The organism is Alloalcanivorax dieselolei B5 (assembly GCF_000300005.1).
Taxonomy (GTDB): domain Bacteria; phylum Pseudomonadota; class Gammaproteobacteria; order Pseudomonadales; family Alcanivoracaceae; genus Alloalcanivorax; species Alloalcanivorax dieselolei.
Genome location: NC_018691.1, coordinates 1,751,719 through 1,767,105, shown reverse-complemented (window position 1 = coordinate 1,767,105; position 15,387 = coordinate 1,751,719). Strand labels below are relative to the sequence as shown.

Annotated in this window: 11 protein-coding genes; 5 read left to right on the top strand and 6 right to left on the bottom strand. The window is 61.6% G+C overall.

Going from position 1 to position 15,387, the window contains the following annotated elements; all coding sequences use genetic code 11:
- Positions 1-13: 13 nt before the first annotated feature.
- Positions 14-661, bottom strand: coding sequence for a TetR family transcriptional regulator (locus B5T_RS08110; protein WP_014994005.1), 648 nt, complete (start codon positions 659-661; stop codon positions 14-16).
- Positions 662-820: 159 nt separating this feature from the next.
- Between B5T_RS08110 and B5T_RS08105 the strand changes: the two genes are divergently transcribed.
- The 4 genes from B5T_RS08105 to B5T_RS08090 all read left to right on the top strand — a co-directional run bounded on the left by B5T_RS08105 (position 821) and on the right by B5T_RS08090 (position 8,008).
- The gene (locus tag B5T_RS08105; RefSeq protein WP_014994004.1) at positions 821-2,020 is read left to right on the top strand and encodes an efflux RND transporter periplasmic adaptor subunit; all 1,200 of its coding nucleotides are present in this window, start codon (positions 821-823) and stop codon (positions 2,018-2,020) included.
- Between the two features lie 12 nt (positions 2,021-2,032).
- Positions 2,033-5,179, top strand: a complete 3,147-nt coding sequence (locus tag B5T_RS08100; protein WP_014994003.1) for an efflux RND transporter permease subunit — start codon at positions 2,033-2,035, stop codon at positions 5,177-5,179.
- Positions 5,176-6,633 carry an efflux transporter outer membrane subunit gene (locus tag B5T_RS08095; protein WP_014994002.1) on the top strand — a complete coding sequence of 486 codons (1,458 nt, stop codon included), beginning with the start codon at positions 5,176-5,178 and terminating at the stop codon, positions 6,631-6,633. Before B5T_RS08100 ends, B5T_RS08095 begins: the two co-directional genes overlap by 4 nt.
- Before the next feature lie 217 nt (positions 6,634-6,850).
- Positions 6,851-8,008 carry a porin gene (locus B5T_RS08090; protein ID WP_014994001.1) on the top strand — a complete coding sequence of 386 codons (1,158 nt, stop codon included), beginning with the start codon at positions 6,851-6,853 and terminating at the stop codon, positions 8,006-8,008.
- Positions 8,009-8,167: 159 nt separating this feature from the next.
- Here the strand turns inward: B5T_RS08090 and B5T_RS08085 are convergent, their stop codons facing one another.
- The 5 genes from B5T_RS08085 to pedF form a co-directional block, all read right to left on the bottom strand.
- The gene (locus tag B5T_RS08085; protein ID WP_014994000.1) at positions 8,168-9,151 is read right to left on the bottom strand and encodes a zinc-dependent alcohol dehydrogenase family protein; all 984 of its coding nucleotides are present in this window, start codon (positions 9,149-9,151) and stop codon (positions 8,168-8,170) included.
- A 171-nt stretch (positions 9,152-9,322) separates the two neighbouring features.
- Entirely contained in the window at positions 9,323-10,843 is a 1,521-nt protein-coding gene (gene exaC, locus B5T_RS08080; protein WP_014993999.1) for an acetaldehyde dehydrogenase ExaC, read from the bottom strand.
- Positions 10,844-10,972: 129 nt separating this feature from the next.
- Entirely contained in the window at positions 10,973-11,959 is a 987-nt protein-coding gene (locus B5T_RS08075; RefSeq protein WP_148279230.1) for a quinoprotein relay system zinc metallohydrolase 1, read from the bottom strand.
- On the bottom strand, positions 11,946-12,710 hold the full coding sequence (locus B5T_RS08070) for a quinoprotein dehydrogenase-associated SoxYZ-like carrier (protein WP_014993997.1): 765 nt from the start codon (positions 12,708-12,710) through the stop codon (positions 11,946-11,948). Before B5T_RS08070 ends, B5T_RS08075 begins: the two co-directional genes overlap by 14 nt.
- A gap of 29 nt (positions 12,711-12,739) precedes the next feature.
- Positions 12,740-13,183 carry a cytochrome c-550 PedF gene (pedF, locus tag B5T_RS08065; protein WP_014993996.1) on the bottom strand — a complete coding sequence of 148 codons (444 nt, stop codon included), beginning with the start codon at positions 13,181-13,183 and terminating at the stop codon, positions 12,740-12,742.
- A 364-nt stretch (positions 13,184-13,547) separates the two neighbouring features.
- Here pedF and B5T_RS08060 point away from each other — a divergent pair, with 364 nt between their 5' ends.
- Positions 13,548-15,368, top strand: a complete 1,821-nt coding sequence (locus tag B5T_RS08060) for a methanol/ethanol family PQQ-dependent dehydrogenase (protein WP_202803068.1) — start codon at positions 13,548-13,550, stop codon at positions 15,366-15,368.
- The last annotated feature ends 19 nt before the right edge of the window (positions 15,369-15,387 follow it).

The following is a 15,387-nucleotide window of genomic DNA, read 5'->3' as shown; positions in this document are numbered from 1 at the left end:
TCAGAAATCAAAATCAGGAAGGAGAATCCGGGCGCCCGGAAATGGAGGGGCACGACGCCAGCGTGTTGAGATAGCAGTCCACATGATGGGCCGCTTCCTGTTCGAGATCAAAGGTCTCCGGGACCAGCAACCAGACATAAAGAAGGCCACACACTTGCACATGCAGCAAGGTCACGGCACGCTCGATGTTCAGACTTTCAGGCAGTTGCCCGCGCTCGATGGCGCGGCCAAGGATGATTCGCATGGATTTGGAGGCTTCCAGAAAGGATTCCTTCTGGCGGGCCATCAGAGGATCGGTTTCCACAGTAAATTCACATTTTTGGAATATGATCTCCAATACCCGCCGACGGCTCGGATCACGGACGGTTTCACAGAGCACGTAGATCAGGAATTCCCGCAACCGCCCCAGCGGATCCTTCTCTTCAGGGTGCTCCGCCCGCTGCGCCAAAGCCTCCAGCGGCAAACGCTTTCGCTCCAACATGGCGGCAAAAACATCATGTTTGTTTTTGAAATGCCAATAAATGGCACCACGAGTGAACCCCGCCGCGCCGGCGATGTCATTCAAGGAGGTCCTCGATACGCCTTTTTCATGAAAGACGCGCTCCGCCGCGTCGAGTATCTGCTCACGGGTCTCCTGAGCTTCCGCCTTGGTGCGCCTCATGGCCGGACTCCTGTGATCACGCTGATGGCGGAACTATACATACATCTACGAATGTATGTATACTCTTTTCGCTTTTGTGTAATTATCGGGTATCCGCGCTTTCTCGCCGTAACGGAAGCAACCAAAATTCATTGATTTTCATAGGAAACCGAGGTTTCTATGCGCGCACGATCGGTCCATGTTTCTGTCCTTTTCTTTTTTGCCCTCGCCCTGACCGCCTGCGGAAACGACGCGCCTCAGCAGCAAGGTGCCGGCGGTGCGGCGCAGGTGGGTTTCATCACGGTTAAACCGGAACCCTATACCGTCGTCAACGAACTGCCCGGCCGCACCAGCCCCTACGAGGTGGCGGAGATTCGTCCTCAAGTGAGCGGCATTATCAAGGAACGTCTGTTCGATGAAGGCGCCGAAGTTGAGGCCGGGCAGGTGCTTTATCGTATCGACGATCGCCAGTTCAAGGCGGCACTGGCCAGCGCCCAGGCGGATCTGGCCAGCGCCCGTTCCACACTGGAGTCCAACCAGCTGCTGGCCGACCGCTATAAGACTCTGGTGGAAGCGAACGCGGTAAGCCGTCAGGAGTACGACAATGCCCGCGCCAGTCTGGGCACCAACAAAGCGCAGATCGCCGCCGCCCAGGCCGCGGTGGATACCGCTCGCCTGAACCTGGACTACGCCAGTGTCAAGGCGCCGATTTCCGGGCGTATCGGCCGTTCCACCGTCACCGCCGGTGCTCTGGTCACCGCCAACCAGAGCGAGGCGCTGGCCACCATTCGTCAATTGGATCCGATCTATGTGGACCTCACCCAGTCCGCCCGTGCGTTGCGTCAACTGCGCGTGGCCATGGAAAGCGGGCAGTTGGAACAGGTCGGCGAAGACAAGGCGCGCGTCACTCTGGTGTTGGAAGACGGCACCGAGTACGACCAGAGCGGGACCCTGCAATTCTCCGAGTACGCGGTGGATGAAAGCACCGGCTCGATCACCCTGCGCGCCCTGTTCCCCAATCCCGACGGCGACCTGCTGCCCGGTCTGTTCGTGCGCGCCAAGCTGCCCCAGGGACAACGCGACAACGCCATCCTGGTGCCACAGAAAGCGGTCACCCGTGATCCGCAAGGCACCGCCAGTGCCATGGTCATCGGCGACAACAACACGGTGGAAAAACGTCAGGTGGAAACCGTGCGCACGGTGGGCAACCGCTGGTTGATCGGCGCTGGCCTCGCCGCCGGCGACAAACTGATCGTCGACGGCCTGCAAAAGATCGGCCCCGGCATGCCGGTGGAAGGTGTGGACGTCGAGGCGCAAAAGCAGCAAGCGCAGCAAACCCAGGCCCAGGACAACGGCCCGAACAACGCCAACGCCGAGTAATCGGGGAGCAACATGGCCAATTTCTTTATTGATCGACCCATTTTCGCCTGGGTGATCGCCATCGTTCTGATGATGGCGGGCGCCCTGGCGATCAATACTTTGCCGGTGGAGCAGTACCCCACCGTGGCACCGCCGGAAGTCACCATCGAGGCCAGCTACCCCGGGGCCTCGGCGAAAGCCGTGGAAGATTCGGTGACCCAGGTTATCGAACAGCAGATGAACGGTATCGATAACCTGCTGTATATGTCCTCCACCAGTGATTCCTCCGGTAACGCGCAGATCAGCCTGACCTTCGCCGCCGGCACCGATCCGGATATCGCCCAGGTCCAGGTGCAGAACAAACTGCAGCTGGCCACCCCGCGCCTGCCCCAGGTGGTGCAGCAGCAGGGGGTGCAGGTGAGCAAGTCCTCCGACACCTTCCTGATGGTGGTGGCGTTCAACTCCAAATCCGGAGAACTGGATAACGCCGCCCTCGCCGACTACGTGGCGGCCAACATCCAGGATCCGATCAGCCGGGTGCAGGGCGTCGGTACCACCCAGTTGTTCGGTACCCAATACGCCATGCGCGTCTGGCTCGACTCCCAGAAAATGACCGAGTTCGGTCTGACCGCGGCGGATGTCACCCAGGCGATCACGGTACAGAACAACCAGATCACCGGGGGCCAGATCGGCGGCAACCCGGCGGTGGAAGGCCAGCAGTTGAGCGCTTCCATCATCGTGCAGACCTTGCTGCAAACCCCCGAGGAATTCGGGCAAATTCTGCTGCGCGTCAACGATGACGGCTCCCAGCTGCGCCTCAAGGACGTCGCCAACATCGAGTTCGGCAAGGAAAGCTACGATATCACCGGGCGTTACAACGGCACCTCCGCCACCGGCCTGGGGATCAATCTGGCCACCGGCGCCAACGCCCTGGATACCGCCGAACGGGTCAAGTCCACGCTCAACGATCTGAGCCAGTTCTTCCCCGAAGACATGCAAATGGATTTTCCCTACGACACCACGCCGTTCGTGGAAATCTCCATCATGGAAGTGGTGAAGACCCTGTTTGAAGGGATTCTGCTGGTGTTCCTGGTGATGTACCTGTTCCTGCAGAATTTCCGCGCCACTCTGATCCCCACCATCGCCGTGCCGGTGGTGCTGCTGGGGACCTTCGCGGTGCTGTTCGCCTTCGGCTTCTCGATCAACACCCTGACCATGTTCGGCATGGTACTGGCCATCGGGCTTTTGGTGGACGACGCCATCGTGGTGGTGGAAAACGTGGAACGGGTAATGGCGGAAGAGGGTTTGCCCCCCCGTGAAGCCACGCGCAAATCCATGGGCCAGATCACCGGCGCGCTGGTCGGTATCGCCCTGGTGCTGTCCGCGGTGTTCATACCCATGGCGTTCTTCCCCGGCTCCACCGGCGCCATCTATCGTCAGTTCTCCATCACCATCGTTTCGGCCATGGTGTTGTCGGTACTGGTGGCCCTGATCCTGACGCCAGCATTGTGCGCCAGCATGCTCAAGCAGCAGGACGCCTCCCATGAGGACAAGAAAGGCTTCTTCGGCTGGTTCAACCGCAACTTCGATCGTGCCAGCCATGGCTATCACAACAGGGTGGAAAAAATCCTCGGCCGCCGTGGCCGCTACCTGCTGATCTATGTAGCCGTGGTAGCGGTGCTGGCGTTCACCTTCACCCGCCTGCCCACCGCCTTCCTGCCGGAAGAGGACCAGGGCATCATGCTGGCGCAGGTACAGCTGCCGGTGGGTTCCACCCAGGAGCAGACCATCGAAGTACTGAAGAAAATGGAGTACTACTTCCTGGAGGAAGAAAAGGACGCGGTGCAATCCATCTTCACCGTGGCCGGCTTCAGCTTCGCCGGTCGTGGCCAGAACTCAGGGATCGCTTTCGTCCGTCTGCGGGACTGGTCGGATCGTGATCTCAGTACCGACGGCATCGACCAGATCATCGGCCGCGCCATGGGTTACTTCGGCAGTGTTCGCGAGGCGATCATTTTTGCCTTGAACCCGCCGTCGATCCCCGCTCTCGGGGTGGCCAGCGGTTTCAACTTCCAGCTCCAGGACCGTGGTGGCCTGGGCCATGACGCGCTCAACCAGGCCATGGGCCAGCTGCTTGGTCAGGCCAACCAGGATCCGTCGATGGTGCAAGTGCGTTACAACGGGCTGCCCGACGCGCCGCAGTACAAAGTCGACGTGGATCACTTGAAGGCACAGTCCATGGGCGTCTCCATCGCCGACATCAACAACACCATGTCGGTGGCCTGGGGTTCCACCTATGTCAACGACTTCCTCGATCGCGGCCGGATCAAACGGGTCTACGTCCAGGGCGACGCGGAAGACCGCATGCTGCCGGAGGACATCGGCACCTGGTACGTGCGCAACAGCAATAACCAGATGGTGCCCTTCTCCAGCTTCGCCACCGGCGACTGGCAGTACGGTCCGCAACAACTGCAGCGTTATAATGGCGTCTCCTCGGTGAACATCCAGGGCAACGCCAGCCCCGGTTTCAGTACCGGTGACGCCATGATCACTTTGGAAGGTCTGGCGGCGGATCTGCCGGAGGGCTTCGGTTACGAATGGACCGGCCTGTCCTACCAGGAACGCCAGTCCGGCAACCAGGCGCCGGCATTGTACGCCCTGTCGCTGATCGTGGTGTTCCTGTGCCTGGCCGCCCTGTATGAGAGCTGGTCGATTCCGTTCGCGGTGATGCTGGTAGTGCCGCTGGGCGTGATCGGCGCGGTCCTGTTCTCGCTGGGCCGGGGGCTGGAAAATGACGTCTTCTTCCAGGTCGGGCTGCTCACCACCATCGGGCTGGCGGCGAAGAACGCGATTCTGATCGCCGAGTTCGCCAAGGACCTAGAGGATGAGGGGCACTCGCTGTGGAAAGCCACGCTGGAAGCCACGCGAATGCGGCTGCGTCCGATCCTGATGACCTCCATGGCGTTCATGCTCGGGGTGACACCGCTGATGCTAAGCAGCGGTGCCGGCTCCGGCGCCCGTAACGCCATCGGTACCAGCGTGTTTGGCGGCATGTTCACCGCCACCGCCCTGGCCATTTTCTTCATTCCTTTGTTCTACGTGGTGGTTCGTAAACTGTCCGGCGTGCCGTTGAACGGCAAAGGTGACCGTAACGAGCCGTCCGAGGAGACCCGCGGATGACATTGAAACCCGCTTCCATGGCGTTGGCCCTCGCTCTGGCCTTAAGTGGCTGTACGCTGGCGCCCAGCTATGAACAACCCCCGTCGCCTGTGCCGGATCAGTTCCGTGAAGGCGCCGACGCCACGCAGGTCACCCTGCCCGGCTGGCGGGATTTCTTCACCGAACAGGAACTGCAACAGCTGATCCAGACCGCCCTGGCCAACAACCGGGATCTGCGTCTGGCCATGCTGGATGTGGAAGAGTTGCGCGCCCAGTATCGGATTCAGCGTGCCGACCTGTTTCCCAATATCGGCCTCAACGGCACCGGCACCCGGCAACGGGTGCCCGGTGACCTGAACAACACCGGCGAGAGCCAGGTGCAGAGTCAGTATGGCGCCAACGTGGGCATCTCCGCCTACGAGCTGGATCTGTTCGGCCGGGTACGCAGCCTCAAGGATGCCGCCCTGCAGAATTATCTGGCCAGCGAGGAAGCCCAGCGCAGCGCCCACATTACTCTGGTGTCGGAAGTGGCCAACGCTTACCTGTCGCTGGTTGCCGACCGCGAAAACCTGCGCATCAGCGAGGAAACCATGGAGGCCTACCGGGCTTCCCTGGATCTGACCCAGCGCCGCTTCGACCTGGGTGTCGGCTCCGAGCTGGAACTGCGTCAGGCGCAGACCGCGCTGGAAACCGCCCGCGCCAATCGTGCCCGCTTCGCCCGTCTGGTGGCCCAGGACCGTAACGCCCTGGCCACCCTGGTCGGCGCGCCGCTGCCGCCTCTGCCCAGCGATAACCTGGAGGAATCCGGGTTGGTGGACCTGTCGGAGGTGCCTTCCGGGTTGTCTTCCAATGTGCTGCTGGCACGTCCGGACATCATCCGTGCGGAACACTTGCTGCGGGCCGCCAACGCCAACATCGGCGCGGCCCGGGCCGCGTTCTTCCCGAGCATTTCCCTGACCGGGACCTTTGGTACCAGCAGTGCCGAACTGGACGGGTTGTTCGAGAGCGGCTCACGCAGTTGGTCGTTCTCGCCGAGCATTTCCCTGCCGATCTTCACCGGCGGGCGCAACCGCGCCAGCCTGGACGTGGCGGCAGTGCGCCGGGATCAGAGCGTCGCCACCTACGAGCAAACCATCCAGACCGCCTTCCAGGAAGTCTCGGATGCGCTGGTGTCCCGGGAAACCCTGCTGGAACAGGAAATCGCCCAGCAGGCTCTGGTGGATGCCACCCGCCGCTCACTGGAACTGTCCCAGCAGCGCTACGAGCTGGGTGCGGACGACTATCTCGCGGTGCTGGACGCGCAACGCAGTCTGCTTACCGCCCGTCAGGAACTGGTGTCCATCACGCTCAGCAAGCTCGCCAATCAGATCACCCTGTATCGGGCCCTGGGCGGCGGCTGGCTGGAAGATCAGGCCACCGTGATCAATACCGCCCCTGAGCAGGAAGACAGCGACACCTCCAGCACGCAAGGTTGAGTGCTATTGCCCGGCGCGAATGCGCCGGGCTTCTCCTTTCTCCCAGCCCCCTCTCTCTTCGTTCTAGTTCCTGAACCAACCCCCGCGCACGACTTTCGTGCCACCCGACTGGTCGCTGCGGTCTTAAGACGCCTTCCCGACCAAAGCGGGATTCGCCGCCGCCCGTCCCTTTCCATACTGCCCGCTCCGAACGACGCAAAAAAACATGGAGCGAACCATGCACAACAACAAAAGACTGCCCCTTACCTGCGCTCTGCTGGCATCGCTTGCCAGTGCCGGCACCCAGGCGGAAATCAAACTCCACGACGATAATCAGACCACCTTCTCCACCGACGGCTACATCAACGCCTTCTACGTACACAACGAGGTGGACCGCCCCGGCGACCAGTTCGACCGGCGCCAGTCCCGGGTGAAGATGGGATTTCTGCCGAACTGGATCGGCTTCAATTTTTCCCGTCAGGCCGGCGACCTGAAACTCGGGGCTCGCTCCTCGTTCTGGGTCACCATCAACGACAGTGAAACCAACGGCACCGAAACCGGCATCGACGTGCGCCAGTTTTACGGCACCATCGACAGCGGCTGGGGTCAGGTGTTGATCGGTAAGGACTTTGGTTTGTTCGCGCGCTCCAATATTCTGCGCGACGAACTGTTGTCGGGTTTCGGCCAGGCCAGCGATACCCTCGGCCTGATGGACGGCAGCGGCGTGTCCTTTGGCAACATCGGCACCGGCTATCCCTACCCTTTCCCCAGCGCGCAGATCACTTACCGCAGCCCACAGCAACATGCCCTGAAAGTCGCCGTGGGTGTTCTCGATCCCTATGACAGCAACGAAGTGGGAGGCACCGGCAAGGCCTACCAATCGGCACCGCGTTTCGAAACCGAAGTAAGCTACCAGACCGACCTCGGCGCCACCGAACTGTACGCCTGGGTTAATGGCGCCTATCAGACCTCGGAAAACACCGACGGCAGTGTTGAGGATATTACTTCGCGGGGGATTGGTTATGGGGTTCAGGCCAAACTTGGCGACACCTCCCTCACCGCTTCGGGCTTCGATGCCGAAGGCATGCACCCGCTGTTCTCGAACAACCTGGGCCAGGCCAACCTGAAGGAAATCGACAGCTCCGGTTATCTTCTGCAAGTCGGCCAGCAGATCGACAAATTCCGTTTGGCTCTGTCCTATGGTCGTAGCGAGGACGACGGCAATCTGCTTGGCGGCGAAGCCGACTACGAAAACAAAGCCGTGCTGCTCAGTTACGCGGTCAATGACAATCTGAAACTGCTGGGTAATTTCAGCCGCTTCGAAATCGATGACAAGCAGGCTGGCGAGATTGAATCCACCGACACCCTGGCAGTGGGGGCCGCACTCTCCTGGTAGATCCGCCAAGCGGATCCATTCCACTGTGCCATTTGGCCGCCCCTGGGCGGCCTTTTTTATGAATTCAGAGGCCTCTGTAAGAGCTTATCCGGCAAGCGAATCCTCCAATCCCAGGAAACCAGTTCGCCAGCAGGGCTGGCTCCTACGGCAACCTCCTGCTCAAGGCACCAACACCGCCGCGCCGGTGAGACGACCGGTGCGAAGATCGTCCAGCGCTTCGTTTGCCTCATCCAACCGATAGCTCCGCGTCGCGACCTCGATACCCGCCTGCGAGGCGAGACGCAGAAACTGCTCGCCGTCTTCCCGAGTCAGATTGGCGACGGAGCGGACCCCCCGTTCACCCCACAAGTCGGCGTAGGGAAAACCCGGGATATCGCTCATATGAATACCGCCACAGACCACCACGCCGCCTTTGCGCACCGCGCGCAGAGCCACGGGCAGCAAAGCGCCCACCGGAGCGAAAAGAATGGCCGCGTCCAGTTCCACCGGCGGCGCCTGGTCTGATCCGCCGGCCCAGATTGCCCCCGTTTCCCGCGCGAACGCCTGCGCGGCGGCGTCTCCAGGGCGGGTAAACGCGTAGATCTCACGCCCCTGCCAGCAGGCAAGCTGGGTCAGGATGTGCGCCGCCGCGCCGAAGCCGTAGAGCCCCAATCGCGGCGCCTCTCCGGCCATTCGATAGGAGCGGTAGCCGATCAGACCGGCGCACAACAACGGCGCCAGACTGACAGGATCGGGTTCTTCCGGCAGGGCAAAGGCATAATCCTGTGAAGCCACGCAATGTTCGGCATAGCCTCCATCAAGGGTGTAACCGGTGAACCCGGGCGTGTCACAAAGATTCTCCTGGCCCGCTTCACAATAGCGGCATCGTCCACAGCTGTGTCCGAGCCAGGGGATACCAACGCGCTGGCCCATGGAAAAGCGGCTGGCACCCGGCCCCAGCTCCACCACCCGCCCGACGATTTCGTGGCCCGGGATCAGAGGGAGTTTGGCGCCGTTCAACTCGCCGTCCACCACATGCAGATCGGTGCGGCAGACACCGCAGGCCTCGACCTGAAGGCGCAACTGGCCCGGGCCGGGACGAGCCGCCGGGCAATCGATCAATGCGAGTGGTTCGCCATTCTTTCGCAAGATCATGGCTCGCATGGGGACCTCCGTTGTTGTTGGAATACCACACCATGATCCGGTGTAGTGCAAGCGGGATCGTTGATCGCAATCAAGCAACGGAGGGGGAGGGACAGAAAGCAGCGGCCGGGGCCGGCGGAGAGGTCAGGAGAACACGTCCCGTTCCCGCTTCCGCCGGCTTATCCGTTGGCTTCAGAAGAAGCCCAGCGGGTTCACGTCGTAGCTGACCAGAAGGTTCTTGGTCTGTTGGTAATGATCCAGGATCATCTTGTGGGTTTCCCGGCCGATACCGGATTTCTTGTAACCGCCAAAGGCGGCGTGGGCCGGATAGGCATGATAGCAGTTGGTCCAGACCCGGCCGGCCTGAATACCGCGGCCCATGCGGAAGGCCACATTGATGTCGCGGCTCCAGACCCCGGCACCAAGACCGAACTCGGTATCATTGGCGATCTCCAGCGCTTCCGCCTCGTCCTTGAAGGTGGTCACCGCCACCACCGGACCGAAGATTTCCTCCTGGAACACCCGCATCTTGTTATGGCCTTTGAGCAGGGTCGGCTGGATATAGAAGCCTTCGCCGTGTTCACCGGCCAGGGATTCGCGATCACCACCGGCCAGGAACTCGGCACCTTCGCTACGGGCCACTTCCATGTAGGACATGATCTTGTCGAACTGCTCCTGGGAGGCCTGAGCGCCGACCTGGGTTTCGGTGTCCAGCGGATTGCCACGCTTGATCGTGGCGATGCGTGCCACCACCCGTTCCATGAAGTCGTCGTACATGCTTTCCTGGATCAGCGCCCGGGACGGGCAGGTGCAGACCTCGCCCTGGTTGAAGAACGCCAGCACCAGGCCTTCCACCGCCTTGTCGATGAACTCCGGCTCGGCATTGAGGATGTCGGCGAAGTAAATATTGGGCGATTTGCCACCCAGTTCCACGGTGGAGGGAATGATGTTCTCCGCCGCGCACTTGAGGATGTGTGAGCCCACCGGCGTGGAGCCGGTGAAGGCGATCTTGGCGATGCGCTTGCTGGTGGCCAGGGCCTGCCCGGCTTCGTCGCCAAAACCGTTGACCACGTTCAACACACCCGCCGGCAGCAGATCACCGATCAGTTCCATCACCTTGAGGATCGACACCGGAGTTTGTTCCGCCGGCTTCAGCACCACGCAGTTGCCCGCCGCCAGCGCCGGCGCCAGTTTCCAGGCGGCCATCAGGATCGGGAAATTCCAGGGGATGATCTGCCCGACCACACCCAACGGCTCGTGAAAATGATAGGCCACGGTGTTGGCGTCAATATCCGCGAGCGTACCTTCCTGGGCGCGGATACAGCCAGCGAAATAGCGGAAGTGGTCCACCGTCAGAGGGATATCGGCGTTGAGGGTTTCGCGCACCGCCTTGCCGTTATCCCAGGTTTCCGCCACCGCCAGGGACTCCAGGCTGCCCTCGATGCGGTCGGCGATTTTCAGCAACAGATTGGCACGCTCGGCCACCGAGGTTCGCGCCCAGCCCGGAGCGGCGCGGTGAGCGGCGTCCAATGCCAGATCGATGTCTTCGGCGGAGGAACGGGGCACCTGACAAAACACCTTGCCATTGACCGGACTGATGTTGTCGAAGTACCGGCCCTTAACAGGCGCCACCCATTCACCGCCAATGTAGTTGTGGTAGCGCTCCTTGAAGGAGACCAGGGCGCCCTGACTACCGGGATTGTCGTAAATCATAGCCGTACTTCCTCGCTTTTTTATGCTGATCCTGAGTTTTTCCGCCACGCTCTCGGGCGGACTGTCTGGATATTCAGATTAGTGCCGCCCCGGCCACGCCCGCATGCTACCAAGGTACTAATTCGCCCCTTATTTGGTCGTATCCGGTTTGGTCGTATCCGGATCCGCCCACAGCAGCGCTTCCTCATAGTCGGCGTAGAAATGGCTGACACTGCGGGTCAGTTCGTAACGCACCAGCGCCATGCCGGCGAAGCGTTCCGGTAACGGTGCCTGAATCACCTCGTTGCGGGTGGCGCCGCGGGCCGCCCCATTGGTGAGGCGTCGATCCAGCCAATCCAGGTAGTCGAGTGTCTCGACCACCGGGGACTCATCCTTGGCCGCCGGGCCATGGCCTGGCACCAGGACGTCAAACCGCAGCGCGCGCACTTGCCGGAGTTGTTCCCGCCAGATTCCGATCCCGGGGGAATGAGGAGTGGTCGGCGCCCGGTGGTGAAACACCAGATCGCCGGTGAACAACACCCCGGTGGCCGGATCAAGCACCACCAGGTCGGCGCCGGAATGACCGCTGAAGGCAAACAGTCGCAATGGGTAGTCACCGAAACGGGATTCCCCTGCCTCCAGGACGCGGGTCGGCAAGGCGGTTTCCGTACCTCGCACGGCGTCACCCAGCCGTTGATAGAGTGTGGTGCGGAAGCTGTCGGCGTCCCGTTTCAGCGCGGCTATGGTGGCCGGCAACGCGGAAATCTCCGCACCCTCGAAGGCCTGATTGCCGAACACATGATCCGGGTGATGATGGGTGTTGATGACCCAGCGCACCGGCTGGTCGGTGACCGTGGCGATGGCCGCCCGCAACGCCCGGCCGTAACTCAGTGTGCTGCCGGTATCGATAACGATGACGCCGTCACCGGTGGCGATGAACGCGGCATTGGCGATATCACCGCCGTTGTCCTCGGAGAGCTCCTCGCGCCGTCCTTGCACCATCCAGGTGCGCTCCGCCACGGCCACTGGCTTGAGGTGATAGTCGAAGGCCGGCGCCGGGCCGGCGAACAGCGCCAGGCCGACGGACAGCACGGCCTTCACCAACCACGAACGCGTTGCACCGTCAGGGGATGACATGATCAAACTCATTACCGTTGTTGTCCCGGGCCTGGAACCGATAGGCGGTGCCGGCATCGCCCTTGAGGGTCAGCGCCAGTTCCGGGTTCTCACTGACCGAAGCCTGCCATGTCATGCTTGCCACCGGCTCGTCGCCGTGAACAAACGCCACCTGCTCCACATAAAACGGCCGTGTGCTCGGAATCAGACCACTGTCCATGGGGTGAGAGAGCTTTACCCGTACCCGGCTGCCCGACTCATGCCCGAAACGCCGGGCCTTGATCCTGCCGAAGTCCTTTGACCAGTTGTCCTCGGTCTTGGCGATACCCGGTGTAGTGCAGCCGCCGCCCTCGCCTTCGATACGGGTACTGCCGACGTGCCAGACGCCATCACTGAGCACCGCCACCCGCACCGCCGAGGACTGCTCCAGACGCACATTGATGGAAAGACGGCCCAGGCCGTCACTCAAGGGCCGATAGTCGAACACCAGCGGGATCGGGTTCAGCTCCACCCACAACAGCATGCGCTGAAAGCGGCCATTGAAGTCCGAGGCGTCCACATCGATGGGAACCTGCCCGGAATCCTCGGCGAACGCCGGCGCCTGGATACCGACCCGCGAATCAAAACGCACCGGTGTATCGCCAAGAAAACGCTCACGATAGCGTTCCCACATGAACGACCCCAGCGGGTCTTCCCGTGCTTCCTCGGCCACGCTCCAGGGTGCGCCAAGCAGTATCAGCACCGCCAGTAGCGGTTTCAGGTAACCGGCCATGGCCACCCCTCCTTTTGCTCAGCGGCCGCTTAATTGCCGCCGGTGGTTTCCAGGCTGACGGTTTCCAGCCAGGTGCGGATCGCCCACAGCGCTTCCTGGCTGAGGTAGTTGGCCATCGGTGGCATCAATACCCGACCGTTACGGCTGGCGCCATTGATCACGCGCTCCTTGTACCACTCGTCGCCGTAATCGCCGTTTTCCAGCTCACGCAGGTCCGGAGCAATACCGCCGGACTTCGCTTCCAGTCCATGGCAGGCAGCGCAGTTCTGGTTGTAGGCGGACTTGCCCACATCCACCGCCAGTTCATGTTGTGGGTGCGATTCCCGGTAAGGGTTGGTATCGCGCCATTCCTCGCCCAGCTCTTCCAGGCCTCGGATGTTGACCGACTGCGGCGTGACATTACCGTGCCCCCAGGCCAGACCGGCCAGGGACAACAGAGAGGTGATGGTGAGAATAAACATTGTTCTGGTCATTGTCGGGGTCCTTCAGATCGCGGATTGCAATACGGCGGTAAGGCGCGAAGCCGGCTCAAGGGGCTTCACATCGCATTTCAATCTAACGATCCGTCCGCCATCGACCTACTCGTCCTTGGACCAAACCTGTCTACATCCTTGGTAGTAGACCCAATTGGCTAGATTTCTCGGCCTGGTGTCGGTAGCGGCCAATCGTGCCCTCGGAGACTCTAAGAGCCTGTTCACGATCTTTACGCCGCAGCGGGGCGGTAACACTCCGCGACAAATACCAACAAGCCGAGGAACAGGTATGAAAACAACAAGCCGCAATGCACCGTTTTCCGGAAAGGTCAAACACCTTGCCGGCGCGGTTACCCTGGCCACCATGATCGGGGCCAGTATGATCGGAGTAAGTGGCGCCGCGCATGCCACCAGCAAGGAGGTGAGCTGGGAGGACATCGCCAATGATGCCGCCACCACCGACGACGTCCTGATGTACGGCCTGGGCATTCAGGCCCAGCGTTACAGCACCTTGAACAACATCAACACCGACAATGTGTCCATGTTGACGCCAGCCTGGTCGTTCTCGTTTGGCGATGAGAAACAGCGGGGCCAGGAATCCCAGGCGCTGCTCCACGACGGCGTGATCTACGTCACCGGCTCCTATTCCCGGGTATTCGCCATCGACGCCCGTACCGGCAAAAAGCTGTGGGACTATGCCCATCGCCTGCCGGACGACATCCGCCCTTGTTGTGACGTGGTCAACCGTGGCGCCGCTATCTACGGTGACAAGATTTTCTTCGGCACCCTCGATGCCAGCATGGTGGCGCTGAACAAGGACACCGGCAAAGTGGTCTGGCGCAAGAAGTTCGCCGACCACAAGGTGGGTTACACCATGACCGGCGCCCCCACCATCGTGAAGGATCAGAAAACCGGGAAGGTTCTGTTGATCCACGGCTCCTCCGGTGATGAATTCGGCGTGGTCGGCCGGCTGTTCGCGCGCGACCCGGACAGCGGCGAAGAAATCTGGATGCGACCGTTCGTGGAAGGCCACATGGGCCGCCTCAACGGCGAGGAGAGTACGCCCAGCGGTGATCCGCGCGCGCCGTCCTGGCCGGACGATCCCAACAGTGAAACCGGCAAGGCCAAAGCCTGGAGCCACGGCGGCGGCGCGCCCTGGCAGAGCGCCACTTTCGATCCGAACACCAACACCATCGTTATCGGCGCAGGCAACCCGGCGCCCTGGAACGGTTGGGCCCGCACCGCGCCCAACGGTGATCCCAAAGACTACGACAGCCTCTACACCTCCGGGCAGGTCGGCGTGGATCCGAGCACCGGCGAGATCAAGTGGTTCTATCAGCACACCCCCAACGACACCTGGGATTTCTCCGGCAACAACGAGATCGTGCTGTTCGATTACGTCGACAAGAAAGGCAAGCTCCACAAGGCCGGCGCTCACGCCGACCGTAACGGGTTCTTCTACGTCACCGACCGTACCAGCGGCAAACTGTTGAACGCCTTCCCGTTCGTCGACGGCATCACCTGGGCCAAGGGCATCGACTTGAAAACCGGCCGCCCGATCGAGAACAAAGGCCAGCGGCCGGCGCGCCTGAAGAAAGGCGAAACCCGCTCCGAAGCGGTGGAAGTGTCACCGCCGTTCCTGGGCGGCAAGAACTGGAACCCGATGGCCTACAGCCAGGACACCGGCTTGTTCTATGTGCCCGCCAACCACTGGAAAGAGGATTATTGGACCGAGGAAGTGGAGTACACCCCCGGCTCCGCGTACCTGGGCATGGGCTTCCGTATCAAGCGCCTGTTTGACGATCACGTCGGCATCCTGCGCGCCATGGATCCGACCACCGGCAAGGTGGTCTGGCAGCATAAGGAAGAGATGCCGTTGTGGGCAGGCGTCCTGGCCACCAAGGGCAATCTGGTGTTCACCGGTACTGGCGACGGCTACTTCAAGGCCTTCGACGCCAAAACCGGCAAGGAGCTGTGGAAGTTCCAGGTGGGCACCGGGATCATCTCCCCGCCGATCACCTGGGAAATGGACGGCGAGCAGTACATCGGCGTGACCGCCGGCTACGGTGGCGCGGTGCCACTGTGGGGCGGCGACATGGCGGAACTGACCCGGCCGATTTCCCAGGGCGGTTCCTTCTGGGTATTCAAACTGCCCAGCTTCGCCAAGGACATGGCGAAGAAATAACAACGCCCATCAGCGCAAA